Genomic DNA, 25564 nt, shown 5'->3' on the forward strand with positions numbered 1-25564 from the left:
TCAAATCCAGGCATGAAAGGGGCAATCAATGGCCCGCGTAACCGTTGAAGACTGCATCGACAAGGTCGACAACCGCTTCGAGCTCGTGCTGCTCGCCGGCCATCGCGCCCGCCAGATCAGCCAGGGCGCGCCGATCACCGTGCCGCGCGACAACGACAAGAATCCGGTCGTAGCGCTGCGCGAGATCGCCGATGAGACGCTGTCGCCCGACGACCTCAAGGAAGATCTGATCCACTCGCTGCAGAAGCATGTCGAGGTCGACGAGCCCGAAGCCGACGGCGAGGCGATCGCCGACCAGACCGGTGGCGCAGTCGCGGCAACCGATGCCGACGACGCCGAAGAAAACGTCACCTTCGATCGCATGACCGAGGAAGACTTGCTGGCCGGCATCGAAGGCCTGGTACCGCCAGAAAAGAGCGACGACTACTAAGCGGCGCTCTGGACCTGCCGGGAATATGGTTCCGTCACTTCCGTCCCGTCAGTTTCGTGGCTATCTATGAGATGCGCCGTACGCTAGTGCGGCGCATCAATCATTTCAGCACCGCGAGAACCCGCCCATGATGCGTCAGTATGAGCTTGTCGAGCGCGTCGCGCGCTACAAGCCTGACGTCAACGAGGCGTTGCTCAACAAGGCCTATGTCTACGCCATGCAGAAGCATGGCCACCAGAAGCGCGCGTCCGGCGATCCCTATTTCTCCCATCCGCTCGAAGTCGCCGCCATCCTCACCGAAATGCACATGGACGAGGCGACGATCGCCGTCGCTCTGCTGCACGACACGATCGAGGACACGACCGCGACGCGGGCCGAGATTGACGATCTGTTCGGCCCCGAAATGGGCAAACTGGTCGAGGGCCTGACAAAGCTGAAGAAGCTCGATCTCGTCTCCAAGAAGGCCGAGCAGGCGGAGAACCTGCGCAAGCTGTTGCTAGCCATCTCGGAGGATGTGCGCGTCCTTCTGGTCAAGCTCGCCGACCGCCTGCACAATATGCGCACCCTCGACCATATGCCCGAGGCCAAGCGCCTGCGCATCGCCGAGGAGACGATGGATATCTATGCGCCGCTCGCCGGGCGCATGGGCATGCAAGGCATGCGCGAGGAGCTGGAGGAGATCGCCTTCCGCTTCATCAATCCGGAAGCCTACCGCGCCGTCACCGCGCGGCTTGCCGAGATCTTCGAGCGCAACAAAGGGGTGCTGACCGACATTGAGAAGGCGCTGTCGGCGCTGTTCGAGAAGCACGCGATCAACGCCGGCGTGAAGAGCCGGCAGAAGAAGCCGTGGTCGGTGTTCCGCAAGATGGAGGCCAAGGCGCTGTCCTTCGAGCAGCTCTCCGACATTTTCGGCTTCCGCGTCGTCGTCGACAGCGTCGAAGACTGTTATCGCGCGCTCGGCGCCATCCACACGACATGGTCGATGGTGCCCGGCCGCTTCAAGGATTACATCTCGACGCCCAAGCAGAACGACTACCGCTCGATCCACACCACCATCGTCGGTCCGTCGCGCCAGCGCGTCGAACTGCAGATCCGCACCCGCGAGATGAACAAGATCGCCGAATATGGCGTCGCCGCCCATTCGATCTACAAGGACACCGGCGGCAAGACCAACGGTGCCGCGCATACGATCTCAAAAGAGACCAACGCTTACGCCTGGTTGCGGCGCACCATCGAGCAGTTGGCCGAAGGCGACAATCCGGAAGATTTCCTCGAAAACACTAAGCTCGAGCTGTTCCAGGACCAGGTCTTCTGCTTCACGCCGAAAGGCATGCTGATCGCGCTGCCGCGCGGCGCTACCCCCATCGATTTTGCCTATGCCGTGCACACCGATGTCGGCGACACCTGCGTCGGCGCCAAGGTCAATGGCCGCATCATGCCGCTGATGACCGAGCTCAAGAACGGCGACGAGGTCGAGATCATCCGCTCCAAGGCGCAGGTGCCGCCCGCTGCCTGGGAATCGGTTGTTGTCACCGGCAAGGCGCGCTCGGCCATCCGCCGCGCCACCAAGAACGCCATCCGCAAGCAGTATTCGGGTCTCGGCGCCCGTATCCTCGAGCGCGCTTTCGAACGCGCCGGCAAGACCTTCACCAAGGAAAACCTGAAGCCGGTGCTGCACCGGCTGGCGCGCAAGGACATCGAGGATGTGCTGGCCTCCGTCGGGCGTGGCGAGCTTGCCTCCACCGACGTCATGAAGGCGGTCTTTCCCGACTACAAGGATGAGCGCGTCACCGTGAGTGCCCCCAAGCAGCGCGAGGAAGGCTGGTCGAAGATCCGCAACGCTGCCGGCATGCTGTTCCAGATGCCCGGTACGCGAGCCGCGCGCAAGGACAAGGGCCAGCCGCGCGATGGCGCTGTGCCGATCCGCGGCGTGCGAGGCGACCTGCCGGTGCGCTTCGCGCCGGAAGGAGCCGTGCCCGGCGACCGCATCGTCGGCATCGTCCAGCCCGGCACTGGCATCACCATCTATCCCATCCAGTCGCCGGCGCTGCAGGCCTTCGATGACCAGCCGGAGCGCTGGATCGACGTGCGCTGGGACATTGACGAGCAGACCAAGGAACGCTTTCCGGCGCGCGTCTCGGTCACCGCCATCAACGCACCGGGGTCGTTGGCCGACATCGCCCAGGTGGTTGCCTCGAACGACGCCAACATCCATACGCTGTCGATGGTGCGCACCGCGCCCGACTTCACCGAAATGCTGATCGATCTCGAAGTCTGGGATCTGAAGCATCTCAACCGGCTGCTGTCGCAGCTCAAGGACAATTCGAGCGTCAGCGATGCGCGGCGCGTCAACGGCTAACCACTGATTTCGGGGCAGGGCAGGATGAATACGGACGAAGTGCTGGGCATATTCCGCGAGGCGGGCGCTGTTCTGGAGGGACATTTCATCCTGACGTCCGGCCTGCGCAGTCCGATCTTCCTGCAGAAGGCGCGGGTCTTCATGCATGCCGACAAGACCGAGCGCCTGTGCAAGGCGCTGGCTGAAAAGATCCGCAAGGCGGTGCCGGGCAAGATCGACTATATCGTCGGCCCGGCGATCGGCGGGCTGATCCCGGCCTACGAGACCTCGCGCCATCTCGGCGTCCCGGCGATCTGGGTCGAGCGCGAAGGCGGCGAGTTCCGGCTGCGCCGCTTCGAGATTGCGCCGGGATCGCGCGTCGTCATCGTCGAGGACATCGTCACCACCGGCCTGTCGATCCGCGAGACCATCGACTGTCTGCGTGAACTCGGCGCCGAAGTGGTGGCCGCCGCCTGCATCATCGATCGCTCGGCCGGCAAGACCAATGTCGGCGTGCCGCTGATCGCGCTTGCCGAATATGAAGTGCCGGCCTATCCCGCCGACCGCCTGCCGCCGGAACTGGCCGCCATACCGGCGATCAAGCCCGGCAGCCGCAACATCTGAGGGAATGCATCTCGCCCGACAGTGCGCTGGACCTTCCACAATGAAAGTCAGGCAGCCTCTTGCTGCATTGCCTTCTCCGCCGCCTTGGCGAGAAAACCAGATCGCGTATAGCCGTGAGCCTCAGCAAACGCGTCGATCCGTTGAAGAACATCAGCCGGTAGGGTGACGTTTACTCGCACCACCTTTTTAGCATCGGTTTTCACCCCAAACAGGATAGCTACGCCATCGCGATTGATCGCTGATGCCATAATCTCAGACAGAGACGAGGGCTCCGGAATAGCCTCTCCGTCCTCAACGAGTCCTTCGATGTGGAAGGCAAGGGCTTCTTCGGCCATGCCTCGGGCGTCGTCCAAGTTTTCACCCGCCGTAACCAGGCCGGGAAAATCAGGAAAAGAGACGCCAAAGTCGCTTTCAGCATCCTTATGGATAAGTCCGATATACTGCTGCACGGGTCTCACCTCAGTTTCAGTCCGGATTGTTTTTCGATGCTGCGCAGGGTGCCGATGGGTATGTCTCGTTTGGGGTGTGGTACGGTGACCCGTCCCGGTTTGTCGTGCTTGAATTGAGCATGACTGCCTTTTCGAGCAACTTCAAACCAACCATCGGCAACCAACTTTACAATCACGTCGGCACTCTTCATGTGTGTATAAATACACACCAATGCCGTACGATGTCAATGAAAACCGGTCTGGTAGAAGATGAAGGTCGTTCGAAAGTGTGCGGCGGTTTTGGAGCAACGACATGCATAAGGGAAAAACACTATGATCGCCGGTATCGATCATTTCGTGCTGACGGTCCGCTCTGTGGAGGCCACCTGCGCGTTCTATCAGCGCGTGCTTGGCCTGAAACGTCTCGACGAGCCGAACCGGCCGACGGCGCTGCTGTTCGGGTCGCAGAAGATCAACCTGCATGAAGTCGGTCGCACTTTTGAGCCGAAAGCCAAGACGCCGACTGCCGGGTCCGGCGATTTCTGTCTGGTCGCCGCCAGGCCGCTTGCCGAGATCTGTGGCAGCCTGGAGGCCAATGGCGTGGCAGTAGAAGTCGGTCCGGTCGAACGTACCGGTGCTCGCGGCCCAATGATGTCGGTCTATTTTCGCGATCCGGACGGCAATCTGGTCGAAGTCAGCGAATATCGGGAATAGTCTATCCGCCTCGGCGTCGTCTTCGCGGGCGGGCCTTATCGTCGTTATCTAACCTCTCACCTGAGGTCGTCCTCAGTTTCGCCCCAATAGCGCTCTTTTACAGGACTGCGGCAGACCAGCGCGGCGGCGTTTCGTTGTTCCGGGGCAAGGCAGTCGCTATATTAAAGTCGTTGTTGCCTTTCTGCGCCCTCGAAGCGCAAGATAGACCTATCGCGCCTGGCCTGTGATGGTTGGGGCGTTGCTGAACGGGAATTGAAACAGAGTGCTTTTTCGACGCCGCAAGCCTGATGGCCTGTTGGAGCGGGTGCGTACCTATCTGTGGCCGCGCCGCTCGTTTTCCCGCTCGTTGCAGTATTTCTCCAAGCGCATCCTCAGGCTGAAGGCCACGCCACACGCAGTCGCGGCCGGCGTCGCGGCCGGCGTGTTCGCCTCTTTCTTCCCGCTCGGCTTCCATTTCGCCGTCGCCGCCGTGCTCTGCTGGGTAATCGCCGGCAATCTGGTGGCCGCCGCCCTCGGCGCGGTATTCTTCGGCAATCCGCTGACTTTCCCGCTGCTGTGGGGGGCGTCCTGGGAAGTCGGCAAGCTGATCCTGCATGAGCGCCTGCCCAAGAACGGACCACCCGCGCATCTCGGCGAAATGATGCACACGCTGTCGTTTGCCAAACTGTGGCACCCGATCCTGGAGCCGATGCTGATCGGCGCTGTGCCGCTCGGGCTGGTCTTCGGTCTCATCTTCTACGGCATCACCCGCTGGGGCATGACCGCCTTTCGCGAGCAGCGCCGGAAGCGCATGGCCGAACGGGCGCACAAAGCCGGCCACGGCGGACGGGAAGTTCCGGCCGAATGATCATCGGCATCGGCAGCGACCTGATCGACATCAGACGCATTGAAAAGTCGCTGGAACGGCATGGCCAGCGTTTCATCCAGCGCATCTACACCGAGGTCGAGCAGGCCCGCTCCGAGGGCCGTGGCGGGCGTGCCGCCTCCTATGCCAAGCGCTTCGCCGCCAAGGAAGCCTGCGCCAAGGCGCTCGGCACCGGCCTGGCGGAAGGTGTGTTCTGGCGCGATATGGGGGTTGTCAACCTGCCCAGCGGCAAGCCGACCATGGCGCTGACCGGCGGGGCGGCCGCGCGGCTGGCCAAAATCCTGCCGCAGGGACACAAAGCGGCGATCCACCTCACAATCACCGATGATTTCCCGCTTGCTCAAGCCTTTGTGATCATCGAGGCGCTGCCCGCCGAACAAGCGCCACATTGATTGCATCTGACGACCAGCGATTATATCTAGCGCTGGCATGACGTTGCCCAGCGCGCGCCGAGACTCTATACCATCCAAGCACAATCGAGGACGACATGAGCGTGGCTGAAAAATCCGAGAAGAAATCCGGCGGGCTTGGCGAAATCGTCAGCGTCATCATCCAGGCTTTGCTGCTGGCCATGGTCATCCGCACGCTGCTGTTCCAGCCCTTCTCGATCCCGTCGGGATCGATGCGGCCGACCTTGCTCGAAGGCGACTATCTCTTCGTCACCAAATGGTCCTATGGCTTCTCGCGCTATTCGCTGCCGTTCGGGCCCGACATCTTTTCGGGCCGCATCTGGGGTTCCGACCCGAAGCGTGGCGACGTGGTGGTGTTCAAGTTCCCGCCGGATCCGTCGCTCGATTACATCAAGCGCGTCGTCGGCCTACCCGGCGACCGGATCCAGATGAAGGACGGCCAGCTGTTCATCAACGGCCAGGGCGTTCCGCGTGTGAAGACCGGCCAGATCCAAAATCCCGATATCACGGAAGTGCCTGAGCCGGTCGACGTCTATCGCGAGACTCTGCCCAATGGCGTCAGCTACGACACGCTCGACCTGACACCGAATTCGATCACCGACAACACCCGCGAGTTCGTCGTGCCGCCCGGCAACTATTTCATGATGGGCGATAACCGCGACAATTCCTCCGACAGCCGCCTGAGCGTCGGCTACGTACCGGCTGAAAACCTGGTCGGCCGCGCCAACATCGTTTTCTTCTCGATCGCAGGCAAGGCGAGTCCGCTCGAGATCTGGAAATGGCCGTCGCTGGTGCGCCTGTCGCGCATGTTCCATTTCGTAAATTGATGGCTTTGAAGCGCCCGACCGGTGGAACTCTGGCCGATTTGGTGAAAGCCAGAACCGGCCATTCCTTCCGGGATGTCCGTTTGCTCGAGACCGCGCTGACCCATTCCAGTGCGGTCAGGGCCAACAGCAACAACCAGCGCCTCGAATTCCTCGGCGACCGAGTGCTCGGCCTGATCGTTGCCGACCTGCTTTTCGAAAAATTTCCCGAAGCGCCGGAAGGTGAGATCGCCCCTCGCTTCAATGCCCTGGTCGATGCGCGGACATGCTCCGAGATCGGCATTGAAATGCAGCTGGAAGATCTGGTCCGCGCCGACGCCGCCTTGAAGGCGCGCTCGCGCGGCTCGGGCGGAAACTATCTGGCGGATGCGGTCGAGGCGCTGATCGCGGCGGTCTATATCGATGGCGGCCTCGATGCCGCCAGGCAATTCGTCCTGCGATACTGGGAACCGCGCTCGCAAAAGGTCGTGGCAAAGCCGCCCAATCCGAAATCCGACCTGCAGGAATGGATCGCCAAGAGCAGCGATGTCAGGCCCGAATACGCGATCGAAAAACGCGAAGGACCTGAACACCAACCGGTCTTCACGGTGTCCGTGAAGGTCACTGGTTTTGCCCCGGCAAGCGGCATGGGCGGCTCTCGCCGTGCAGCCGAAGAAGCGGCGGCATCGGCATTTCTTGTGCGCGAAGGCATCTGGGCCAACCAAGGGAGTGCGGCATGACCGCCAGCGAAGACCTCCCTCCGGCAGCGGAAACCCCCGCCACCCATTCCGGCTTCGTCGCCCTGATCGGCGCCCCCAATGCCGGCAAGTCGACGCTGGTCAACCAGCTGGTCGGCGCCAAGGTGTCGATCGTCACCCACAAGGTGCAGACCACCCGCGCCATCGTGCGCGGCATCGCCACGCACGACAATGCGCAGATTGTCTTCGTCGACACACCCGGCATCTTCAAGCCGAAGCGGCGGCTCGACACAGCCATGGTGACCACCGCCTGGGGCGGCGCCAAGGACGCCGATATCGTGCTGCTCTTGATCGATGCCGAGCGTGGCATCCGGGGCGACGCCGACGCCATCCTCGAGCGGCTGAAGGATGTCCGCCAGCCGATGGTGCTGATCCTCAACAAGGTCGACCGGGTCAAGCACGAGGCGCTGTTGGCACTGTCCGCGGCAGCGAACGACAAAGTGCCGTTCAAGCGCACCTTCATGGTCTCGGCGCTTACCGGCTCCGGCTGCAAGGATTTGCTCGATTACCTCGCGCAGGCGCTGCCAGTCGGCCCCTGGTACTATCCGGAGGATCAGATCTCCGACCTGCCGATGCGCCAGCTGGCAGCCGAGATCACGCGCGAAAAGCTGTATTTGCGGCTGCATCAGGAGTTGCCCTATTCCTCCCATATCGAGACCGAAAAATGGGAAGAGAAGCCGGACGGCTCGGTGCGCATCGACCAGACCATCTATGTCGAGCGCGACAGCCAGAAGAAGATCGTGCTCGGCCACAAGGGCGAGACGATCCGCGCCATCGGGCAGGCCGCGCGCATGGAGATAGCAGGCATCCTCGAACAGAAGGTGCACCTGTTCCTGTTCGTCAAGGTGCGCGAGAACTGGGGCGACGACCCCGAGCGCTACCGCGAGATGGGGCTTGAGTTTCCCCACTGAGCTTCGTCGTCTAGAACTGCCGCCCCGGCAGTTTGAGACGACGATATGAGTGACCCAAAACTGACCATCGATACCGATCTGGTGCGTCGGTTGATGATTACGCAGTTCCCGCAATGGCGGCATCTGCCGGTGAGTCCGGTGGCATCAGGCGGCTGGGACAATCGTACCTTCCATCTCGGCGATGAGATGACCGTGCGCCTGCCAAGTGCCGCGCCGTATGCGCTGCAGGTCGAAAAAGAGCACCGCTGGCTGCCCAGGCTGGCGCCGCTTCTGCCGCTGCCAATCCCGGTGCCTCTGGCGATGGGCGAGCCGGGGGAGGGGTACCCTTGGGATTGGTCCGTCTACCGCTGGATCGAAGGCGAAACCGCCAAGACTGCCGAAATCGCCGATATCAGGCAGTTTGCGGTCACGTTGGCCGATTTCCTCATCGCCCTGCGAGAGATCGATCCGGAGGGCGGGCCGGCTGCGGGCCAGCACAATTTCTTCCGCGGTGGACCGCTGAGTGTGTATGACAACCAGACAAGGGAAGCACTGCAGGCGCTGCAGGGGCAGATCGACACCGAGTCGGCCACCCGTGTCTGGAACGCGGCTCTTGCCTCCACCTGGCATGGTTCGCCCGTCTGGTTTCACGGCGATGTTGCCTGGGGCAATCTTCTGGTTGAAAACGGCCGCTTGAGCGCCGTCATCGACTTCGGTACTTCCGGCGTCGGCGATCCCTCCTGCGACCTGGCGATCACCTGGACGTTCTTCGAAGGTGAAAGCCGGGAAGCGTGTCGCGCCGCCATCGACGTCGATGAGGCGACCTGGGCGCGCGGCCGCGGCTGGACGCTGTGGAAGGCGCTGATCACCGTTGCCGGCCACGACGCCAACCAGGCCGAGGCCGAAAGATCCCGGCGCGTGATCGATGAGGTGCTGGCCGACCACAGGAAGTTCGCATGACCGTGGTATTTTGACTACGCGTCGGCCGTCCAATGTCAGTACAGATCGCGCGTCTCCGCCCAATCCTTGATTTCGCCTCCCAATCGGTGAAAAGCTCGATCCATGGAATGGCGCGACGAGGGAATCATTCTCGGCACTCGTAAGCATGGCGAAACCAGCGCCATCCTTGAGGTGATGACGCGCGCGCATGGCCGCCATCTCGGCTTGGTGCGCGGCGGCCGCTCGCGCAAGCAGCAGCCGGTGCTGCAGCCCGGCAACCGCGTCGACCTGTTGTGGCGGGCCCGCCTCGACGAGCATCTCGGCACCTTCCAGGCCGAGGCGATCGAGATGAATGCCGCGCGGCTGATGGACAGCGCGGTGGCCGTCTACGGGCTGCAGACCATGGCCGCGCATCTGAGGCTCCTGCCGGAGCGCGACGCTCATGGCGGCCTCTACGAGACGCTGGCGGTGATGATTGCCCATCTCGACGATGCCGACGCCGCCGGTGAACTGGTGGCGCGCTTCGAACTGCTCATCCTCGACGAACTCGGCTTCGGCCTCGATCTCAGCCAGTGCGCGGCGACCGGCGCCCGGCAGGATCTGGCCTATGTCTCGCCGAAATCCGGCCGCGCCGTGTCGCGCCAGGCCGGCGCGCCATGGCGCGACAAGATGCTGGCGCTGCCGGCCTTCCTGCAGCGCGGCTCCGGTCTGCGCGCCGATCAGGCGGCACTCGAGGATGCGTTCCGGCTGACCGGTTTCTTCTTCACCCGCCATGTCTACGAGCCGCGCGGCATGGAACAGCCAGACGCGCGCGCCGGTTTTCTCGCCGCCTTGCGCAAGCATCATTCGGGCGGCAAGGCCGCCGCAACAGCAGGCGCCCTCCCAGAAATCACGACGTGAGAATCATATGAGCGAAGTCGAACTTTATCCCGGCCGGGTGTCGCCGCTTGGCCTCGGCACCATTCCGCATGGCGACCTGCTCGAATATAGCGGCATCGACCTTTTGCAGCGCATCATCGACGGCAAATATCCGGCGCCGCCGATTTCCTTCCAGCTGAATTTTACCCTGACCGAAGTGTCGGAGGGTCGCGCGGTGTTTCGCGGCGTGCCGAGCGAGCGCCATCTCAACCCGTTGGGCGGCGTGCATGGCGGCTGGGCGGCGACGCTGCTGGATTCGGCGCTCGCCTGCGCAGTACAGACGTTGCTTGAGAAGGGCGAGGCCTACACGACGGCGGAGTTCAAGGTGAATTTTACGCGGCCGATCACGCCAAAGACCGGCGAAGTGATCTGCGAGGGCAAGATCGTCCACAAGGGCCGCACGCTGGCGGTGTCGGAAGCGACGCTGAAGGATGTGCAGGGCAAATTGCTGGCCTTCGGCACCGAGACGTGCTCGATCTTTCCAGCCGCCAATCTGGCGGCGCGCTGAGGAAGGCGGCTTGGCTCAGCCGGCTTTGCGCCGTTCCATGAAATCATCGAGGATGGCGCGCTGACCGCTGAGGATCTTGATTCTGGCTTCAGCCAACGAAAACCAGCCGGCTTTGTCGACTTCGGGGAATTCCTTCATCGAGCCGGACCTCGGTGGCCATTCCATGCTGAACATGTTGCTTTTGACGGCATCGGCGTCGACATCGGCTTCGACGCTCCAGGCGATGACGATCTTGCCGCCGGGTTGCCGATAGCTGCCGACAGGCTCGAAATCGCCTTCGACAGCTATGCCGAGTTCTTCCCCGGCCTCGCGCCGGGCTGCTGCCAGTTCATCCTCGTTCTCTTCGATGAGACCCTTGGGGATAGACCACGCACCCTCGTCCTTCCTTGCCCAGAACGGGCCGCCGGGATGGATGAGCAGAAACTCGAGAATGCCGGCCTTTGTCCGGTGAATCAGCAGCCCCGCGCTTCGTTTCGGCATTCGGTTTTCCTCGTAGCTCATCTGAGGATAGCATGGCTTCCTGGCAAGTAGCGGCGGCGCCATTCCTGACCTTCCGAGATGATGAGTGAGGATAACGGCTGTAGACCGCTGGAATTTGCCGACGAAACATGCTCGATGATTTATGGTCGGTCACCAATGCGGTGGCGTGACTTGATTGGCTGTCCGGGTTGGCCGTGTGGCCGCCGCAATTGTCAGTGAAAACGGGCCTGGTTTGGGGGAACCGCCATGTTTGAAAGCCTGATTGGCGCTGTCGTTGTCATCGTGCTTTTCGTCATCGTGCTGCGCCAGCAGGGCCGCATCGGCCTGATCGAGCGCGAACTCGGCGCGCTGCGCAGCCTGGTTCTGTCCGGCGTGAATGTTGCCGCGCCCGCTGCCAAGGCGGTTGAGGCGGCCGCAAATGACAGCGTGCTGGCGGATCCCGCTCAGGCCATCGCAGCGATTGCCGATGTAGCTCCGCCAGCGGTGGCCGAAGCGGCGCAGGCACAGACGCCGGCCGCGGCGACCGAAGCAGCACAAGCACCGGCTGCGACTGCCGAAGCGGCCAGCAGCGAGCCCGTGCCGGAACTGTCGGCAGCGGCCAAGGCGGCGTTGACCGGATCCGCGCCGGCTGCCACCGCGAAAGCTGCTCGCCAGTCCGAAGTCGAAACCGCGCTCGGCACACGATGGGCGGTCTGGGTCGGCGGCATCGCGCTGGCCTTGGGCGGCCTGTTCCTGATCCGATACACCATCGAGGCCGGCATTTTCGGCCCGGAAGTGCGGCTGGCCCTGGCGGCATTACTCGGTCTGGTGCTGATCGGCGGCGGCGAGTCCATCCGCCGCACGGGCTTCAAGGTCCCGGTGGAAGGAGTGGCTGGCGCCTACATCCCGGCGATCCTGACGGCCGCCGGCGCCTTCATCCTGTTCGGCACGGTCTATGCCGCCCATGCCGTTTACGGCTTCGTCGGCCCGGCCTTCGCCTTCACCGTGCTCGGCGCCATAGGCGTGGCAACGATTGTCGCCGCTCTCGTCCACGGCCAGGCACTGGCCGGCATCGGCCTTGTCGGCTCAATGGCGACGCCGGCGCTTGTGTCCTCGCAGGCGCCCAACCCATGGGCGCTATTCATCTATCTCGCCATCGTGCTTGCCGCCACCGCGGTGATCGCCCGCATGCGCGACTGGAAATTCCTGATCGCGGCGGCCTTCTTCGGCACCGGCGCCTGGACCATCGCCTACATGATGGCTGCGCCCGGCACCGACCTTGCCGTCATCCTGTTCATCGACGCGGTGACGCTGGCTGCACTTGCCTTTGTCTGGCTGGGCAGCCGTGGCGGTGAAGCGGAAACTGCAAAGAACGGTTTCGACTGGCCCTCAATCGTGCCTGGCGTCTTCGTTGCGTTTTCAGCACTTGGCCTGTCCGTCGACATGACACTTGTCGCCGCCGGCGGCGCCTTGCCGGGCGCAACCGTCCTCGTTGCCCTTCTCGCCACCGCACTCTACCGGCCGAGCGCTTTGCCACTGCTTCATGCCGCCGGTGTGGTGAGCGTGATGATCTATCTCGGCATCATTCCGCCCGCCACCATCGGCTCAGACATATCCCAGGGAAACATAGGCTTTGACGGCATGCCGGTGGCTGCCGGAAACCCCTGGACGCTGCACATCGGCATCGGTCTCGGCCTGATCTTCATCGGCGCCGGCTTCTGGGCCGCACGCCGCTTCGCCGCCACCGCGCAGGTTCGCGCGGCATGCTGGGCGGCATGGGGCGTGGCCGCGCCGCTGGTCATCCTGCTGGCGCTTTGGTTCGCCTACGGCAATCTCGACCGCGATCTTGCCTATGCCGCGGTCGCTGCCCTTCTGGTTGTCGTCTTCGCCGCCGGCGGCGAGTGGATCGCACGCGCCGAACAGCCACCGCTCAAGGGCGATGGCGCCGTCTCCTTCGCGCTTTGCGGCTCGGCTCTGGCCGGCCTCCTGATGCTGCATATGGCCTTCAGTTCCGGCTGGACCACGCTGCTTGCCGGCGTGGCCGCCGTCGTGCCGGCGCTGGCGACGCGCTGGCGCTCCTATCCGGTACTCGGTTGGATTTCAGTCGGCGCGGTCGTCGCCGTGCTTGGCCGCGTTGCCTTCGATCCGACCATCGTCGGCGCCGCATCGCTGACGACGACGCCTGTGTTCAACTGGCTGCTGCCAGGATACGGCGTGCCGGCGCTGGCCTTCGGCTTTGCCGCCTGGCAGCTCGCCCGCACCACCAATGGCCGGCCGCGCCTTGCCATGGAGGCGGGTGCAGCCCTTTTCGCGCTGCTTACCGTCGCCATGCTGGTGCGCCACGCCATGCATGGCGGTGTCATCGACACCGGCCCGGTCACGCTCGCCGAGCAGGCGATCTATACGCTGATCGCCATCGGCGCCGGCGCCATATTGGTCGCAATCGACATGCGCTCGCCAAGTTCGGTGCTGCGCTACGGCTCGATGGCCGCCGGCGTGGTCTCGGTCGCCTTCATCGTCTTCCAGCATTTCCTGGTGCTGAATCCGCTGTTCACCGACGAGTCGACCGGCCAAATCCCGGTGTTCAACCTGTTGTTCCTGGCCTATCTCCTGCCGGCCATCGCCGCCGGCGGGCTGGCGCTCTATGCCAGGGACAAGCGGCCGCCATGGTATGCGCAGATGCTGGCGGTGGTCGCGGCACTACTTGTATTCGCCTATGCCACACTGTCGGTCAGGCGTGTGTTCAAGGGCGAGTTCATCGGCCTGTGGAGCGGCCTCGGCCAGCTCGAGACCTACACCTATTCGGCGCTCTGGCTGGTCATCGGCGTCGTGCTGCTGACCGCCGGCGTCTGGCTGAAATCGCAGGTGCTGCGCATTGCCTCGGCGGCGCTGATCGCGATTGCCGTGGTGAAAGTCTTCCTGTTCGACATGTCGGAACTGGAAGGCGTGCTCAGGGCGCTGTCCTTCATCGGCCTTGGCGCCGTGCTGATCGGCATCGGGCTGTTCTACCAGCGGCTGCTGACGCGGGCGGCGAAGGAGAGCGTTCCGGAATCTTGATGGAATATCCAGGATGGGATATATAGATATCCATCGGAGGATATTCCATGCCGCTCTATATACGTGACGACGAAGTGGATGCGCTGGCCACCAGATTGCAGCGTGAGACGAACGCTCCGAGCAAGACGGAAGCTGTGCGAATTGCGCTTGTCCACGAACTCGAACGCAACCGCGCCGCTGTGCCGCTACGCGACCGGATCGCCAGTCTTCAGGACAAGGCCAGGCAGCTTGGCCTGCCCAATCCCGATTTCGATATGAAGAAATTTACCGATGAGATGTGGGAAGACTGATGTTTGTTGACGCATCAGTGATCGTCGCAATTCTCAACCAAGAGGCGGGGTGGGAGGAATTGCTGAAACGGCTTTCCGGTTTTTCCGGGCAGGTCCGTGTTTCGCCGTTGGTGCACTTCGAAGCAACACAGGCGCTGGCACGCGCCGGCGCCGGGTCACGCAAACCCAGCGCCGAAGCCCTTCTCCATGCTCGCGATCTGGTCGATGAGTTCATTGTGGAGGTCATGGGAGAGAGTCTGGCCATCGACGACGACATCGGCTCTCGGGCCATTGACGCTAGTGCCCGTTACGGCAAAGCTGTTGGACACAAGGCGGATCTGAATCTCGGAGACTGTTTCGCCTATGCCTGCGCGAAAAGCCGCGATCTTCCGCTGCTCTACAAGGGCAATGATTTCGCACTGACTGATTTGGGATAATTCGGCTTTCTTGTTGATTGCCGGGAATAATTTGGCCAATCCTGTCGTTATCTCATTGCTTGGGTGACCGGGGCGGCAGACCGCTTCGCGCTGGCTGCTTGCGCCGCGCCGAGAAGGCGCGTTCAATCGGGTTAAACAAGGGCGACCTCAGAACCAGCGGTCATGGACGAAAAGAAGGCAGCAATCCTTGGTGAAATACCGCGCCTGCGCCGCTACGCACGCTCGCTTCTGCGCGACCGCGATTCCGCCGACGATCTCGTCCAGGATTGCCTCGAACGGGCGCTCTTGCGGCTCGAGAGCTGGCAGACTGGAGAAAGCCCCCGGAGGTGGCTGTTTACGATCATGCATCATTTGTTCATCGATCAGATGCGCAAGGTGAACCGGCGCGGTGAGGCGGCGATCCTGCCGCTCGACGCAAACGAGGCGCAGGCAGTCCCCGCCGAGCAGTCGGAGAATGCTGCCTCGCGCGAGATCATCGACGCATTGCAGGCGATTAGCCCCGACCGCCGCGCCGCCCTCGTCATGGTCGCCATCGAAGGATTTTCCTATGCCGAGGCCGCCAACATTCTTGGCGTGCCCGCCGGCACGCTGATGTCGCGCATAGCACGCGGGCGCGAGGAGCTGCGCAGCCTGCTCGACGACACGGCGCGCCGCCGCTCGATAAGGATCGTCGAGAAATGACCCGCCGCGATTTTTCCGAACGCGATATCCACATGGCCCTCGACGGCGAGTTGCCGGGCGACGAGCGCGCCGCCTATGACGCCTGGATCGACGCCAATCCCGAAATGAAGGCGAAAAGCGCCCGCTACACCGCCGACCGCGCCGCGCTGCGTGCAGCCTTTGCCGGTGTGCTCGACGAGCCGGTGCCGATGCTGTTCAAACAGATCGTGCGCGGCGAAGGCCCGACCAAAGTGGCGGCGCGGCATTCGCGCTGGTGGCTTGCGGCCGCAGCGGCCGCGGTGCTCGTCGTCGGCGGTCTTGGCGGCTATTTTGCCGGCATCGACGGTATCGGCAGGGATGACGGGGCAGATGACCAGCTGGCTGAAGAGGCGATCGCCGCCCATGTCATCTATGCCGCCGAACAACGCCATGCGGTGGAAGTGCCGGCCAGCGACAAGGATCATCTGCAGACCTGGTTGTCCAACCGCATCGGCCTGAAACTGGTGGCGCCGGATCTGGTGGCGGAGGGCTTCCAGCTGGTTGGTGGCCGGCTGCTGCCCGCCGGCCAGGGCAAGGCCGCCATGCTGCTTTACGAGGACGCCAAGGGCCAGCGCATCTCCCTGTTCGTTACCGCTGATTCCTCGGCCAAGTCCAAGGGTACCTACATGGCCGACGCCGACGGTCCCGAGGCGGTCTACTGGCTGGACAAGGGCTATGCCTGCGCCGTCGTCGGCTCGCTGCCGCGTGAGCAACTGGCTGCGGTCGCCAAGCGCGCCTACGGCCAGCTTCTGGCGGGTCTCGCCAGTTGAGCGCATTCCGTTTTCGCGTCATGCACCGGGGCGGCGGCGCACTTCGCGGTGCCGCTTCCATCGCCTCCCACTCACGGCGGAACCTGTCACAATTCGGCCCTATTCAAGGTGCGATAGCGCTTGGCTGATATCGGCGTTTCGGCTGATGTTTGCGACGTGTTCGACCGGGGCTTTCCACCCACTCAATCGAGGTTTTCTGAACCCGCATGCCTGCCGAGATTCGCAAGGCCCGCGCGTCCGACGTCGATGACCTCGCCGCCATCGAGAAGGCGGTTTTTTCCAGTGACCGCATTTCCCGGCGTTCCTTTCGCCTGTTGATCGAACGCGAGACCGCCGAGATGCTGGTCGCCGAAGCCGATGGCCGCGTCGCCGGCTACGCCGTGGTGCTGTTTCGCAAAGGCAGCGGCGTCGCGCGGCTCTATTCGCTTGCCACCAGCCCGTTTTTCAGTGGTCGCGGCACTGGCCGCATGCTGCTTGCAGCGGCCGAAGAGGCCGCCTTCGAACACGACCGCATGATGCTGCGCCTCGAAGTGCGCGAGGACAATCTTCGCGCCATCCGCATCTATGAGCAGAGCGGCTACCGCAAGATCGGTCGCGAACCCGACTATTACGAGGATGGCGAGACGGCGCTGCGCTATGAGAAGACCTTGCGCGGCGATATTCCCGTCGCCACCAAAGTGCCGTTCTACCAGCAGACCTGCGAATTCACCTGTGGCCCATGCTGCCTGATGATGGCGATGGCCAATTTCGATTCCGGCTTCGTGCCCGATCCGGTCATGGAAATCCGCCTGTGGCGTGAGGCGACGACGGTGTTCATGATGTCAGGCCCTGGCGGCTGCGAGCCGTTCGGCCTTGCGGTGGCAGGCCACGAAAACGGGCTAGCGGCGGAAATCTTCGTGTCCTTCTATGGCGCGCTGTTCCTGCAGTCGGTGCGCAGCGAGGACAAGCGCCGGGTGATGGAACTCGCCCAGGTCGACTTTCGCCGCCGCGCGGAACAATACGGCGTCCCGGTGAATTACCGTTCATTCGCCATCGACGACATCCGTGGCGCTTTGGCCGAAGGCAAACTGGTGCTGGTGCTGATCAGCGGTTTCCTGATGTTCGGCAAGAAGGTGCCGCATTGGGTGCTGGCCATCGGCGATGACGGCGATCACATCCTGATCCACGATCCCTGGGTCGAGGACGAAAGACAGGAGACTATCCTCGATGCCGCAAACATTCCCGTCCCCTACGGCATCTTCATGAACATGGCGCAATTCGGCCGCGACGGACTGCGTGCTGCCATCACTCTTGGGAAACGCTGATAACAATGACCTGGGTCATCCTCACCGGCCGGCAGAACGATCTCGACCAGGCCGCGACGCCGCACAAGATCATCACCAACCGTGATTATCTTGCGCATCCGGCGCTGTTTCGCGGCCAGCAGCCGAAGGTCATCAACCTGTCGAACAACTACGCCTACCAGAGCCGCGGCTACTATGCCTCACTGCTCGCCGGTTCGCGCGGCCACAAGGTCATCCCGACGGTCGAGACGATGATCGACCTGTCGGAGCGCAAGCTCTACGAGCACGCGCTGCCAGAACTGGAACTGGCGCTCAACAAATGCCGCAAGGATCTCGGCGGCGTCTTTCCGCAAAAAGTCTGCATCTTCTTCGGCATCGGCCCGTCGAAGATCTGGGATCGCTTCGCCAAGCTGTTGTTCGACTGGTTCCGCGCCCCGGCGCTTGAGGTCCACATCAAGGACAGTGCCGAATGGGCCTCGATCCGCAAGATCGGCTTCCTGCCGCTGGCCAGGATGACCGAGGAGGAAGAGGCCTTCTTCGTGCAGGCGCTCGAGACCTACACCAACCGCGAGTGGCGTGACACCAAGGGCCGCACACCGGCGCGCTACACCTTCGCCACGCTGGTCGATCCGCATGAGGAGCTGCCGCCGTCGGAGATTTCCTCGCTGCGCTACTGGGCCAAGATCGCCGAAAAGATGGGCGTCGAAATCGAACCGATCACCAGGAAGGACCTGGCCAAGCTCGCCAATTACGACGCGCTGTTCATCCGCGAGACCACCTCGATCTCCAACCATACCTACCGCTTCGCGCGCCGCGCCCAGCAGGAAGGCATGCCGGTGATCGACGACCCGCTGTCGATGATCCGCTGCACCAACAAGGTCTATCTCAACGAGCTGATGGCCTACAACAAGGTGCCGGTGCCGCCGACGGTGATGATTGCCGGCACCACGGACCTCGACTTGGCGGCGCAGACGCTGGGCTTTCCGCTGGTGCTGAAGATCCCGGATTCATCGTTTTCGCGCGGCGTCAAGAAATGCGGCAACTTCGAGGAACTGAAGACACTCGCCACCGAGTGGCTGGAGGATTCCGATCTTCTGATCGCGCAGAAATTCATTCCGACCGAATATGACTGGCGTGTCGGCGTGCTCGGCGGCCAGCCGCTGTTTGCCGTGCACTATCTGATGGCCAAGAAGCACTGGCAGATCGTCAACCACAAGGCCAGCGGCAAGCCCGACCAGGGCGGCATCAAGACCTTCACGCTGAAAGAGACGCCGCCGCATGTTGTCGAGACCGCGGTGAAGGCGGCGCGCTGCATCGGCGACGGGCTTTACGGCGTCGACCTCAAGGAAACCAAGGACGGCGTCTTCGTCATCGAGGTCAACGACAACCCCAATCTCGACCATGGCTGGGAGGATTCCGGCGAAAAGGACGAGGTCTGGGTGCGGCTGACGCAATGGTTCCTGGAGCGGCTCGACCGTCCCGGGCGGTAATTCAAGGCGAGGGGGACGTATGCAGTTCATCGTGATCGAGGATTTCACCGGCTGCGATCGCAAGGAGATCTATCGCCGCTTCGGCGAACGTGGCCGCCTGAAGCCGGATGAGCTTGTCGTGCACCACTCCTGGATCGCGGCGGATATGAGCCGCTGCTTCCTTCTGGTCGAAGCCGATGACGTCACGCTGCTGCAGCGCTGGGTCATCGAATGGTCCGACCTGGTGGAGTTCGAGATCGTTCCCGTGGCGACGAGCAAGGACATGGTGGCGGCGCTGGCGGGCCATCTCTGAGTGGGCAAGCCATCATAGAAGCGCCGGCGAACCTACCGCCCGCCGGCATTCCTCGACTAGCCAGGCGCGAAACGCCGCCACCACATCGCGCCTTGCGCTGCGCTCGGGGATCGTCAGGCAATAGGGTTGGCGCAGCGCGATCGACAGGGTATTCGGCCGGACCAGCCGGCCGTCTTCCAGCGCCTGGCCGCAATAGATGCCTTGTGCCAGCGTCACGCCCAACCCTGAAATGGCAAGGTCGAGCGCTGCCCGCGACGAGTTTGCCGACAGGCCGCGCTGGACTGCCCGGCCGGGCTCGATGCCAGCTGCCTCGAACCAGTTGCGCCACGAGGGAAATGACGCGCCAGTCGGTCCCCAATCGGTATGGATCAGCGGCAGGCCGGCCAGTTTTTCCGATCTGGTGGCAAGTCCAGGTGCGCAGACGGGATAGACGGCGTCCCTGACAATGTCCTCGGTCGGGTGCTCACGATAGTGCGGTCCGAAGGACAGTCTGAGGTCGATCAGTTCACGGTCGAACGGCACCGGGTCGTCATCGCCGCGCATGGATATGTCGACGGCGCCGTGGCTGGCGACAAAGCCGGCGAGACGTTCCGAAAGCCAGCCCATCGCCATGGACGGCGGCACCGATATGACAAGCCGCGGGCGGAAGGCATCGCTGCCGCGCGCGATGCTGCCGATTTCCTGGAAGGCCAAGGTCAGCCTCGGCAGCATCTCGACGCCGGCCTCGGTCAGCACCACGCGGCGGTTGACGCGATGAAACAGCTTGCGGCCCATCTGCTCCTCGACGGTGCGGATGAGCTGGCTGACCGCAGCGGCCGAGATCGACAGCTCCTCCGCCGCCGCGGCAAAGCTCCCCGAGCGTGCGGCCGCCTCGAAGGCTTGCAGTCCTTTCAGGGATGGAAGCGCGGCCATTTGGCGATCCAGTAGATAAGTTCAGCTTACCTATTTTGCAGAAATCCTCGTTTTTAGAAAGGTTTCTTGTTGGGGTAGCGTGGCGCCATGAACATATCGGCTCAGACTGAACCCAGAGACCATCGCGATGTCATCGCGTCGCTGACCAATGAGCAGCGCAGCCGCCTGACCGGCAAATCGGACGGGCCGGGCCTGGTTCAACTCGCATTTCATCTGGGCGGGATCGTCGTTGTCGGCGCGCTGATCGCGGCCAAGGTGCCTTACTGGCCGCTGCTGATGCTGCCGCAAGGCATCCTCATCGTCTTCCTGTTCACGCTGCTGCATGAGACGGTGCACAGGACGGCTTTCGAGACCCAATGGCTCAACGATGCCGTTGCAAGGGTCTGCAGCCTGGCGATCGCTCTGCCGGCCGACTGGTTCCGCTGCTTCCATTTCGCTCATCACCGCTTCACCCAGGATCCCGAGAACGATCCCGAGCTGGCTTTCCCCAAGCCCGAAACCTTGCGGCAGTATATCGTCCACGTCTCGGGCCTGCCGGTGTGGTGGGGGCATTTGAAGACGCTCTACACCAATGCGACCGGTGGCGGCGGGGAGAGCTACGTGCCGCCGAAAGGGCGGCCCAAGGTGCGCGCCGAGGCGCGCGCCATGATCGCCTTCTACATCGTTGTGCTGGCGCTCGCAGTCTGGTTCAGGGCGACGGTGCTGCTCTATGTCTGGATCGTGCCGGCGCTGCTCGGTCAACCATTCCTCAGACTCTATCTGCTGGCCGAACACGGCCGCTGCCCGTTCGTCGCCAACATGCTGGAAAACACCCGCACCACGCTGACCAATTGGCTGGTGCGCAAGGTTGCCTGGAACATGCCCTACCACGCCGAGCATCACGCTTATCCCGGCGTGCCGTTCCATCAGTTGCCGGAATTCCACCAGCTGATCGAGCGGCATCTCAAAGTGGTCGAGCCCGGCTATGTCAGCTTCCACGAGAAATACATCGAGACCTTGCGCTGAGGGCGTTCAGCCCGTCTTCGCCAGCGTCTGCTCGACGAGGGTGACGAAATAACTCAGCACGGTCGGAACGATTGCGTCGTTGAAGACATAGCGATCGCCATGCAGTCCTTCGCCCGGTCCGACCGAGCCGGCGCCGATCCACGCATAGCAGCCGCCGGCTTCGCGGATCATGTAGGCGAAATCCTCGCAACCGAGGCTTGGGTTGAATGCGGTCTCGACCTGCTCGCGGCCGACGACAACGGCTGCGGCCTGGACGGCTTGGGCCGTCGCGGCTGATGTGTTGACCAGCGGTGGATAGCCTTTCCGATAGGCGAGCTTGGCGGTCAGGCTGTGCGCCGTAGCGATACCGTTCGCGATCTCGCCGATCAGCCTTTCGCAATGATCCGACAGAGCGGGCTCGAAGAAGCGGCAGGTTCCCTGCAGCCAGACCTTGCCCGGCACGATGTTGCCGACATTGCCGCCATGGATCTGCGTGATCGAGACGACCAGCGCCGTCTGCGGATCGACCGAACGGCTGACGATGCGCTGCGCGGCCTGAACGAAGGCGCCGGCCGCAAGCACCGGGTCGTCGCCAAGCTGCGGCATGGCGGCATGTGCGCCGGTACCCTCGAAACTCAACTCGAAAGTGTCGACGGCCGCCATCATCGAGCCGGCTCGGGCCGCGATCGTTCCAAGCGGCAGCCCCGGCCAGTTGTGGACGGCGTAGACGGCTTCCACCGGGAAGCGCTCGAACAGCCTGTCCTCGATCATGCGCATGCTGCCGCCTTCATTTTCCTCCGCCGGCTGGAAGATGAAATAGACGGTTCCGTCGAAGGCTCTGTTATCGGCGAGCAGCTTGGCGGCGCCGAGCAGCATTGCGGTGTGGCCGTCATGGCCGCAGGCATGCATCACGCCATCCTTTTTCGAGGCATATGGCAATCCGGTCTTCTCCAGCACAGGCAAGGCATCGAGCTCGGCCCTGAGCCCGATGGCGCGTGTCCCCGACCGACCCCTGAGGACGCCGACCACGCCGGTGCCGCCTATGCCTTCATGGATTTCGTCGAGCCCGAAGGCGCGCAGGCTGTCGGCAACAAAGCGCGCGGTCTCATATTCGCTGAAACCGAGCTCGGGATTGGCATGGATGTGGTGCCGCCATTCCACCACCTGCGGGGTGAGGGCGGCGACGGGGTCGTTGTGCAGCATTGCGCTCTCCTTGCCGGCCGTCGTAAATTCGGCCTTGTCGATGCCAGCACCTAAAAGGTTTGCGCCGGCAGCGTCTTGAACAGGATTGACCGTGTCGGGAATTCAGGAGCCGCAGGAGACAACGCAGTTCTGGCGTCATCCGCGCTTTCGCGATCTTGGCATGCTCAAGGCGCGTTTCACGCGGCATCGCTATCAGCTGCACACGCACCCGACCTATGTCGTCGCCCTAATCACGCAAGGCTGCGAGCGTGTCCGCATCGGCAACGAGACCGTCGTTGCGCCTTCGGGCACGGTCCTCCTTGTCAATCCGGAGATATGGCACGACGGCGAGGCTGGGGCCGAGCAGGGCTGGGCCTATCGCACCTTCTATCCCTCGACCACGCTCATGGGCGCGATCGCTGCAGAACTCGGGCAGGATCGCGCGCCACTGTTTTCGCAATCGATCGTCGATGACGCCGACCTCGTCCAGGCGGTGGCCGCCGCACACCAGGCCTCGACATCAAGCGATGCCACAAGTGCCGAGACATCCATGCTGATCGCCTTGCGCAAGCTCATCCTGCGCCATGGCGATTGGGGCGGCCGGCGGCGCGAGGCGGTCGAAAGCTTCGGATCGAAAAGCCGGCTGCAGGTCTATGAACAGGTCATCGAGGACCATCTGAACTCGGACCTCGATTTGCGGCGGCTCGCCGAAGCCGCAGGCGTGACGCGCTTTCAGGTCATCCGGGATTTCAGGAAGGTGCTGGGTCTCACGCCCGCAGCCTTCATCCGTGACCGCCGGTTGCGCCGCGCCGATCTCCTGATCCGCCAAGGCTCAAACCTCGCCGACGCCGCCTTTGCGGCCGGCTTCTCCGACCAGAGCCATCTGTCGCGCACCTTCCGCGCGGCGCATGGAATGACACCGGGGATGTTCAGGCGGGCCGGGACGCTGCCTTCGACTTGAGCAGCCGTGCCATGTCAGCCGCGTTTGACGGCACGCCGATCAGGAAGCCCTGCGCCTCGACGCAGCCAGCCTTGCGCAATATGTCGAGTTGCGCTTCGGTCTCGACGCCTTCAGCGGTGACGGTGATGCCGAGCTCAGCGCCAAGACCGATAATCGTGCGCACGATCGCCGCCGTGTCCCGGTTGTCGATATCATGGATGAACGAGCGGTCGATCTTGATCTTGTCGACGGGAAAACGCCTGAGATAGCCAAGCGACGAATAGCCGGTGCCGAAATCGTCGAGCGCAATGCGGACGCCGAGTTCGCGCAGCTGCCTCAGCGTCTTCAGCACCGTCTTGCTCTCATCCATCAGCACGGTTTCGGTGATCTCCAGCTCAAGCCGCCTGGCCGGCACGCCGGAAACGGCCAGCGCCGAAATCACGCTGCGGGCAAAGTCGGCGCTTCTGATCTGCACGGCCGAGACGTTGACGGCGATGCGCATTTCGGGCGGCCAGCCGGCGGCCACGCTGCAGGCCTGTTTCAGCGCCCATTCGCCCAGCGGAACGATCAGTCCGCTGTCTTCGGCGGCCGCGATGAAATCGTCGGGCGCCACCAGGCCGCGCGTCGGTGAATTCCACCGCATCAATGCTTCGGCGCCGACGATTTCGCCCGACGCGATGTTGGTGATGGGCTGGAAGTCCAGGACGAATTCCTGCCGCTTCAGTGCCGTCTCGAGATCGGTTTCGAGCGCCCGGCGCTCCCGCACCAAGGCATCCATGCCGGGTTCGAAAAAGCGGTAGACGTTGCGGCCTTCGCTCTTGCCGCTGTAGAGCGCCATGTCGGCATTCTTCAACAGCGTGTCGGCGTCCTTGCCGTCACCGGGATACAGCGCGATGCCAAGGCTGATGCCGACATGCATGTCGCGGCCCTTGTCGCGAAACGGCTGGCTGACGACAGCGACGATGCGCTTTGCCAGTTGTTCCGCATCGGTGGTACCTTTGGGATTGAACTGTAGGATGGCGAACTCGTCGCCGCCGAGACGGGCGACCACATCGGTCTCGCTGCGCAGGCTGTGCCGCAGCCGCTCGGCCACGCATTTCAGCAGCCAGTCGCCGGCAGGGTGTCCCCAGGTGTCGTTGACGGCCTTGAAGCGATCAAGGTCGAGCGAGAAGATCGCCAGCGGAGTAGCAGGGGTTTCGCCAAGCGCCTGGTCGAGCCGCTCGCGGAACATCGAGCGGTTGGGCAGGTCGGTCAGCGTGTCGTAATGGGCAAGGTGGCTCATGCGCTCTTCGGCGCGCCGGCGCTCGGTGATGTCTTCGAACGTCGCCACCCAGCCGCCGCCGGCAAGCGGCCGGCGCGCAATCAGCAATGTCCGGCCATCGGCAAGGATGCGATTTGTCGAGCGCGTTTCGCCGGCCTGCAGGCTGGCCCTGGTCTTGGAGATCTCGCCGTCGATGTCGATCGACGGATAGATGCGCAGGCGCACCATCTGTTCGAGCAGGGCGCGATGGCTCATGCCGAGCGGGAAGTCTCTGGGTGTGACGTTGTAGAGGTCGAAGAAGCGCTGGTTGCGCACGATCAGCGTGCCGTCGGCGTCATACATCAGCAGGCCTTGCGACATGTTGGCGAGCGCCGCATCGAAGCGGCGGTGCTGCTCCTTCAATTCCTGCTCAGCCCGCCTTTGCTCGGTGATGTCCTCATAGATCGACACCCAGCCGCCCGAGGCCAGCGGCCGGTGCGTGATGGAAATGATGCGTCCGTCCGACAGTTTTTCCTCGTAGGTCGAGGCTTGCGCGCGCTCGATATAGGGCTTGCGGATGGCATAGAGGTCTGCGGCGCTCTGCGAGGCGACGCCGATGTCGACGCTGTGCTGGAGAATATCCAGGAACGCGATGCCGGGCCGCACGATCTTCGCATCGAGGGAAAAGATGCTGAGATAGTTGCCGTTGCAGATGATCATCCGCTCGTCGGCATCGAACATGCACAGGCCATGCGACATGTTTTCGACGGCCGCCGAAAAGCGCTCGTTCTGGTGGCGCAATTCGTCTGCGATCTGCTGTGGGGCGGCGACGCCTCCGGCTCCCCCCCTGCGGACGGGCGAACCACCCTTGACGTGCGCAACGGACATGAGGCGTACCTGCTGACCGTGATCGAACCCGGTACTG

28 protein-coding genes are annotated in these 25564 nt (G+C 63.2%); 22 read left to right on the forward strand and 6 right to left on the reverse strand.

The genetic code is table 11. From position 1 onward, the window contains the following. Positions 1 to 28: 28 nt before the first annotated feature. From rpoZ to pyrE, 3 genes are all read left to right on the forward strand, one after another. Positions 29 to 430 (forward strand): DNA-directed RNA polymerase subunit omega, encoded by a 402-nt coding sequence (gene rpoZ / locus AC1DXM_RS16670; RefSeq protein ID WP_027045279.1) that lies wholly within the window; start codon positions 29 to 31, stop codon positions 428 to 430. Between the two features lie 127 nt (positions 431 to 557). Beyond that, positions 558 to 2789: a RelA/SpoT family protein gene (locus tag AC1DXM_RS16675; RefSeq protein WP_477234290.1), complete on the forward strand. Its 2232-nt coding sequence runs from the start codon at positions 558 to 560 to the stop codon at positions 2787 to 2789. Between the two features lie 24 nt (positions 2790 to 2813). Next, on the forward strand, positions 2814 to 3392 hold the full coding sequence (gene pyrE, locus AC1DXM_RS16680) for an orotate phosphoribosyltransferase (protein WP_477234292.1): 579 nt from the start codon (positions 2814 to 2816) through the stop codon (positions 3390 to 3392). Positions 3393 to 3439: 47 nt separating this feature from the next. On the opposite strand, the gene AC1DXM_RS16685 is transcribed toward pyrE, so the two are convergent. Further along, positions 3440 to 3841 carry a type II toxin-antitoxin system HicB family antitoxin gene (locus AC1DXM_RS16685; protein ID WP_477234294.1) on the reverse strand — a complete coding sequence of 134 codons (402 nt, stop codon included), beginning with the start codon at positions 3839 to 3841 and terminating at the stop codon, positions 3440 to 3442. 5 nt (positions 3842 to 3846) lie between these two features. Continuing rightward, the gene (locus AC1DXM_RS16690) at positions 3847 to 4032 is read right to left on the reverse strand and encodes a type II toxin-antitoxin system HicA family toxin (RefSeq protein WP_477234296.1); all 186 of its coding nucleotides are present in this window, start codon (positions 4030 to 4032) and stop codon (positions 3847 to 3849) included. 121 nt (positions 4033 to 4153) lie between these two features. Here AC1DXM_RS16690 and AC1DXM_RS16695 point away from each other — a divergent pair, with 121 nt between their 5' ends. The 9 genes from AC1DXM_RS16695 (at position 4154) to AC1DXM_RS16735 (ending at position 10625) form a co-directional block, all read left to right on the forward strand. Beyond that, complete coding sequence (locus tag AC1DXM_RS16695; RefSeq protein ID WP_477234298.1) at positions 4154 to 4534, forward strand: VOC family protein; 381 nt, start codon at positions 4154 to 4156, stop codon at positions 4532 to 4534. Positions 4535 to 4796: 262 nt separating this feature from the next. Continuing rightward, complete coding sequence (locus tag AC1DXM_RS16700) at positions 4797 to 5381, forward strand: DUF2062 domain-containing protein (RefSeq protein WP_142867701.1); 585 nt, start codon at positions 4797 to 4799, stop codon at positions 5379 to 5381. Then, positions 5378 to 5791 (forward strand): holo-ACP synthase, encoded by a 414-nt coding sequence (gene acpS / locus AC1DXM_RS16705; RefSeq protein ID WP_477234301.1) that lies wholly within the window; start codon positions 5378 to 5380, stop codon positions 5789 to 5791. Before AC1DXM_RS16700 ends, acpS begins: the two co-directional genes overlap by 4 nt. 95 nt (positions 5792 to 5886) lie before the next feature. Next, complete coding sequence (lepB, locus tag AC1DXM_RS16710; RefSeq protein WP_112560730.1) at positions 5887 to 6636, forward strand: signal peptidase I; 750 nt, start codon at positions 5887 to 5889, stop codon at positions 6634 to 6636. Further along, positions 6636 to 7352: a ribonuclease III gene (rnc, locus tag AC1DXM_RS16715; protein WP_477234303.1), complete on the forward strand. Its 717-nt coding sequence runs from the start codon at positions 6636 to 6638 to the stop codon at positions 7350 to 7352. The genes lepB and rnc overlap by 1 nt, the downstream gene beginning before the upstream one ends. Beyond that, a complete protein-coding gene (gene era / locus AC1DXM_RS16720) occupies positions 7349 to 8281 on the forward strand; it encodes a GTPase Era (RefSeq protein ID WP_477234305.1) in 933 nt (310 codons plus the stop codon). The genes rnc and era overlap by 4 nt, the downstream gene beginning before the upstream one ends. Positions 8282 to 8326: 45 nt before the next feature. Further along, positions 8327 to 9220, forward strand: coding sequence for an aminoglycoside phosphotransferase family protein (locus AC1DXM_RS16725; protein ID WP_477234307.1), 894 nt, complete (start codon positions 8327 to 8329; stop codon positions 9218 to 9220). Positions 9221 to 9322: 102 nt separating this feature from the next. Next, positions 9323 to 10099, forward strand: a complete 777-nt coding sequence (gene recO / locus AC1DXM_RS16730; protein ID WP_142867706.1) for a DNA repair protein RecO — start codon at positions 9323 to 9325, stop codon at positions 10097 to 10099. Between the two features lie 7 nt (positions 10100 to 10106). Then, the gene (locus tag AC1DXM_RS16735) at positions 10107 to 10625 is read left to right on the forward strand and encodes a PaaI family thioesterase (RefSeq protein ID WP_477234310.1); all 519 of its coding nucleotides are present in this window, start codon (positions 10107 to 10109) and stop codon (positions 10623 to 10625) included. 15 nt (positions 10626 to 10640) lie between these two features. Here the strand turns inward: AC1DXM_RS16735 and AC1DXM_RS16740 are convergent, their stop codons facing one another. Next, a complete protein-coding gene (locus AC1DXM_RS16740; RefSeq protein ID WP_477234312.1) occupies positions 10641 to 11105 on the reverse strand; it encodes an NUDIX hydrolase in 465 nt (154 codons plus the stop codon). A 246-nt stretch (positions 11106 to 11351) separates the two neighbouring features. Here AC1DXM_RS16740 and AC1DXM_RS16745 point away from each other — a divergent pair, with 246 nt between their 5' ends. From AC1DXM_RS16745 to AC1DXM_RS16780, 8 genes are all read left to right on the forward strand, one after another. Continuing rightward, complete coding sequence (locus AC1DXM_RS16745) at positions 11352 to 14141, forward strand: DUF2339 domain-containing protein (RefSeq protein WP_477234314.1); 2790 nt, start codon at positions 11352 to 11354, stop codon at positions 14139 to 14141. A 47-nt stretch (positions 14142 to 14188) separates the two neighbouring features. Next, a complete protein-coding gene (locus AC1DXM_RS16750; RefSeq protein WP_477234316.1) occupies positions 14189 to 14431 on the forward strand; it encodes a type II toxin-antitoxin system VapB family antitoxin in 243 nt (80 codons plus the stop codon). Then, positions 14431 to 14847 (forward strand): type II toxin-antitoxin system VapC family toxin, encoded by a 417-nt coding sequence (locus AC1DXM_RS16755; protein ID WP_477234318.1) that lies wholly within the window; start codon positions 14431 to 14433, stop codon positions 14845 to 14847. The genes AC1DXM_RS16750 and AC1DXM_RS16755 overlap by 1 nt, the downstream gene beginning before the upstream one ends. Before the next feature lie 162 nt (positions 14848 to 15009). Further along, a complete protein-coding gene (locus AC1DXM_RS16760; RefSeq protein WP_477234320.1) occupies positions 15010 to 15528 on the forward strand; it encodes a sigma-70 family RNA polymerase sigma factor in 519 nt (172 codons plus the stop codon). Then, complete coding sequence (locus AC1DXM_RS16765; protein WP_477234322.1) at positions 15525 to 16316, forward strand: anti-sigma factor family protein; 792 nt, start codon at positions 15525 to 15527, stop codon at positions 16314 to 16316. The genes AC1DXM_RS16760 and AC1DXM_RS16765 overlap by 4 nt, the downstream gene beginning before the upstream one ends. 206 nt (positions 16317 to 16522) lie before the next feature. Next, positions 16523 to 17620: a peptidase C39 family protein gene (locus AC1DXM_RS16770; RefSeq protein ID WP_477234324.1), complete on the forward strand. Its 1098-nt coding sequence runs from the start codon at positions 16523 to 16525 to the stop codon at positions 17618 to 17620. A 5-nt stretch (positions 17621 to 17625) separates the two neighbouring features. Continuing rightward, positions 17626 to 19089 carry a RimK family protein gene (locus AC1DXM_RS16775; protein ID WP_477234326.1) on the forward strand — a complete coding sequence of 488 codons (1464 nt, stop codon included), beginning with the start codon at positions 17626 to 17628 and terminating at the stop codon, positions 19087 to 19089. A gap of 19 nt (positions 19090 to 19108) precedes the next feature. Further along, positions 19109 to 19381, forward strand: coding sequence for a DUF3303 domain-containing protein (locus tag AC1DXM_RS16780; RefSeq protein WP_477234328.1), 273 nt, complete (start codon positions 19109 to 19111; stop codon positions 19379 to 19381). 12 nt (positions 19382 to 19393) lie between these two features. Here the strand turns inward: AC1DXM_RS16780 and AC1DXM_RS16785 are convergent, their stop codons facing one another. Next, positions 19394 to 20293, reverse strand: coding sequence for a LysR substrate-binding domain-containing protein (locus AC1DXM_RS16785; RefSeq protein ID WP_477234330.1), 900 nt, complete (start codon positions 20291 to 20293; stop codon positions 19394 to 19396). An 87-nt stretch (positions 20294 to 20380) separates the two neighbouring features. On the opposite strand from AC1DXM_RS16785, the gene AC1DXM_RS16790 reads away from it, so the two are divergent. Further along, positions 20381 to 21298 carry a fatty acid desaturase family protein gene (locus AC1DXM_RS16790; RefSeq protein WP_477234332.1) on the forward strand — a complete coding sequence of 306 codons (918 nt, stop codon included), beginning with the start codon at positions 20381 to 20383 and terminating at the stop codon, positions 21296 to 21298. Positions 21299 to 21304: 6 nt separating this feature from the next. Here the strand turns inward: AC1DXM_RS16790 and AC1DXM_RS16795 are convergent, their stop codons facing one another. After that, the gene (locus AC1DXM_RS16795; RefSeq protein WP_477234334.1) at positions 21305 to 22480 is read right to left on the reverse strand and encodes an amidohydrolase; all 1176 of its coding nucleotides are present in this window, start codon (positions 22478 to 22480) and stop codon (positions 21305 to 21307) included. Between the two features lie 91 nt (positions 22481 to 22571). Here AC1DXM_RS16795 and AC1DXM_RS16800 point away from each other — a divergent pair, with 91 nt between their 5' ends. Next, a complete protein-coding gene (locus AC1DXM_RS16800) occupies positions 22572 to 23420 on the forward strand; it encodes an AraC family transcriptional regulator (RefSeq protein ID WP_477234336.1) in 849 nt (282 codons plus the stop codon). On the opposite strand, the gene AC1DXM_RS16805 is transcribed toward AC1DXM_RS16800, so the two are convergent. Next, entirely contained in the window at positions 23389 to 25527 is a 2139-nt protein-coding gene (locus AC1DXM_RS16805; RefSeq protein WP_477234338.1) for a putative bifunctional diguanylate cyclase/phosphodiesterase, read from the reverse strand. The genes AC1DXM_RS16800 and AC1DXM_RS16805 overlap by 32 nt on opposite strands. Positions 25528 to 25564: the final 37 nt, after the last annotated feature.

It is taken from the genome of Mesorhizobium sp. P3_A2 (genome assembly GCF_056403115.1).

What these genes read in the sequence shown, in the direction of transcription:
- recO (WP_142867706.1), top strand. Translation starts at nt 9,323, where the DNA reads ATGGAATGGCGCGACGAGGGAATCATTCTCGGCACTCGTAAGCATGGC.
- AC1DXM_RS16745 (WP_477234314.1), top strand. Translation starts at nt 11,352, where the DNA reads ATGTTTGAAAGCCTGATTGGCGCTGTCGTTGTCATCGTGCTTTTCGTC.
- era (WP_477234305.1), top strand. Translation starts at nt 7,349, where the DNA reads ATGACCGCCAGCGAAGACCTCCCTCCGGCAGCGGAAACCCCCGCCACC.
- AC1DXM_RS16760 (WP_477234320.1), top strand. Translation starts at nt 15,010, where the DNA reads ATGGACGAAAAGAAGGCAGCAATCCTTGGTGAAATACCGCGCCTGCGC.
- pyrE (WP_477234292.1), top strand. Translation starts at nt 2,814, where the DNA reads ATGAATACGGACGAAGTGCTGGGCATATTCCGCGAGGCGGGCGCTGTT.
- AC1DXM_RS16785 (WP_477234330.1), bottom strand. Translation starts at nt 20,293, where the DNA reads ATGGCCGCGCTTCCATCCCTGAAAGGACTGCAAGCCTTCGAGGCGGCC.
- acpS (WP_477234301.1), top strand. Translation starts at nt 5,378, where the DNA reads ATGATCATCGGCATCGGCAGCGACCTGATCGACATCAGACGCATTGAA.
- AC1DXM_RS16750 (WP_477234316.1), top strand. Translation starts at nt 14,189, where the DNA reads ATGCCGCTCTATATACGTGACGACGAAGTGGATGCGCTGGCCACCAGA.
- AC1DXM_RS16690 (WP_477234296.1), bottom strand. Translation starts at nt 4,032, where the DNA reads ATGAAGAGTGCCGACGTGATTGTAAAGTTGGTTGCCGATGGTTGGTTT.
- AC1DXM_RS16775 (WP_477234326.1), top strand. Translation starts at nt 17,626, where the DNA reads ATGACCTGGGTCATCCTCACCGGCCGGCAGAACGATCTCGACCAGGCC.
- AC1DXM_RS16755 (WP_477234318.1), top strand. Translation starts at nt 14,431, where the DNA reads ATGTTTGTTGACGCATCAGTGATCGTCGCAATTCTCAACCAAGAGGCG.
- AC1DXM_RS16735 (WP_477234310.1), top strand. Translation starts at nt 10,107, where the DNA reads ATGAGCGAAGTCGAACTTTATCCCGGCCGGGTGTCGCCGCTTGGCCTC.
- rpoZ (WP_027045279.1), top strand. Translation starts at nt 29, where the DNA reads ATGGCCCGCGTAACCGTTGAAGACTGCATCGACAAGGTCGACAACCGC.
- rnc (WP_477234303.1), top strand. Translation starts at nt 6,636, where the DNA reads ATGGCTTTGAAGCGCCCGACCGGTGGAACTCTGGCCGATTTGGTGAAA.
- AC1DXM_RS16780 (WP_477234328.1), top strand. Translation starts at nt 19,109, where the DNA reads ATGCAGTTCATCGTGATCGAGGATTTCACCGGCTGCGATCGCAAGGAG.
- AC1DXM_RS16805 (WP_477234338.1), bottom strand. Translation starts at nt 25,527, where the DNA reads ATGTCCGTTGCGCACGTCAAGGGTGGTTCGCCCGTCCGCAGGGGGGGA.
- AC1DXM_RS16765 (WP_477234322.1), top strand. Translation starts at nt 15,525, where the DNA reads ATGACCCGCCGCGATTTTTCCGAACGCGATATCCACATGGCCCTCGAC.
- AC1DXM_RS16725 (WP_477234307.1), top strand. Translation starts at nt 8,327, where the DNA reads ATGAGTGACCCAAAACTGACCATCGATACCGATCTGGTGCGTCGGTTG.
- lepB (WP_112560730.1), top strand. Translation starts at nt 5,887, where the DNA reads ATGAGCGTGGCTGAAAAATCCGAGAAGAAATCCGGCGGGCTTGGCGAA.
- AC1DXM_RS16790 (WP_477234332.1), top strand. Translation starts at nt 20,381, where the DNA reads ATGAACATATCGGCTCAGACTGAACCCAGAGACCATCGCGATGTCATC.
- AC1DXM_RS16795 (WP_477234334.1), bottom strand. Translation starts at nt 22,480, where the DNA reads ATGCTGCACAACGACCCCGTCGCCGCCCTCACCCCGCAGGTGGTGGAA.
- AC1DXM_RS16740 (WP_477234312.1), bottom strand. Translation starts at nt 11,105, where the DNA reads ATGCCGAAACGAAGCGCGGGGCTGCTGATTCACCGGACAAAGGCCGGC.
- AC1DXM_RS16695 (WP_477234298.1), top strand. Translation starts at nt 4,154, where the DNA reads ATGATCGCCGGTATCGATCATTTCGTGCTGACGGTCCGCTCTGTGGAG.
- AC1DXM_RS16770 (WP_477234324.1), top strand. Translation starts at nt 16,523, where the DNA reads ATGCCTGCCGAGATTCGCAAGGCCCGCGCGTCCGACGTCGATGACCTC.
- AC1DXM_RS16675 (WP_477234290.1), top strand. Translation starts at nt 558, where the DNA reads ATGATGCGTCAGTATGAGCTTGTCGAGCGCGTCGCGCGCTACAAGCCT.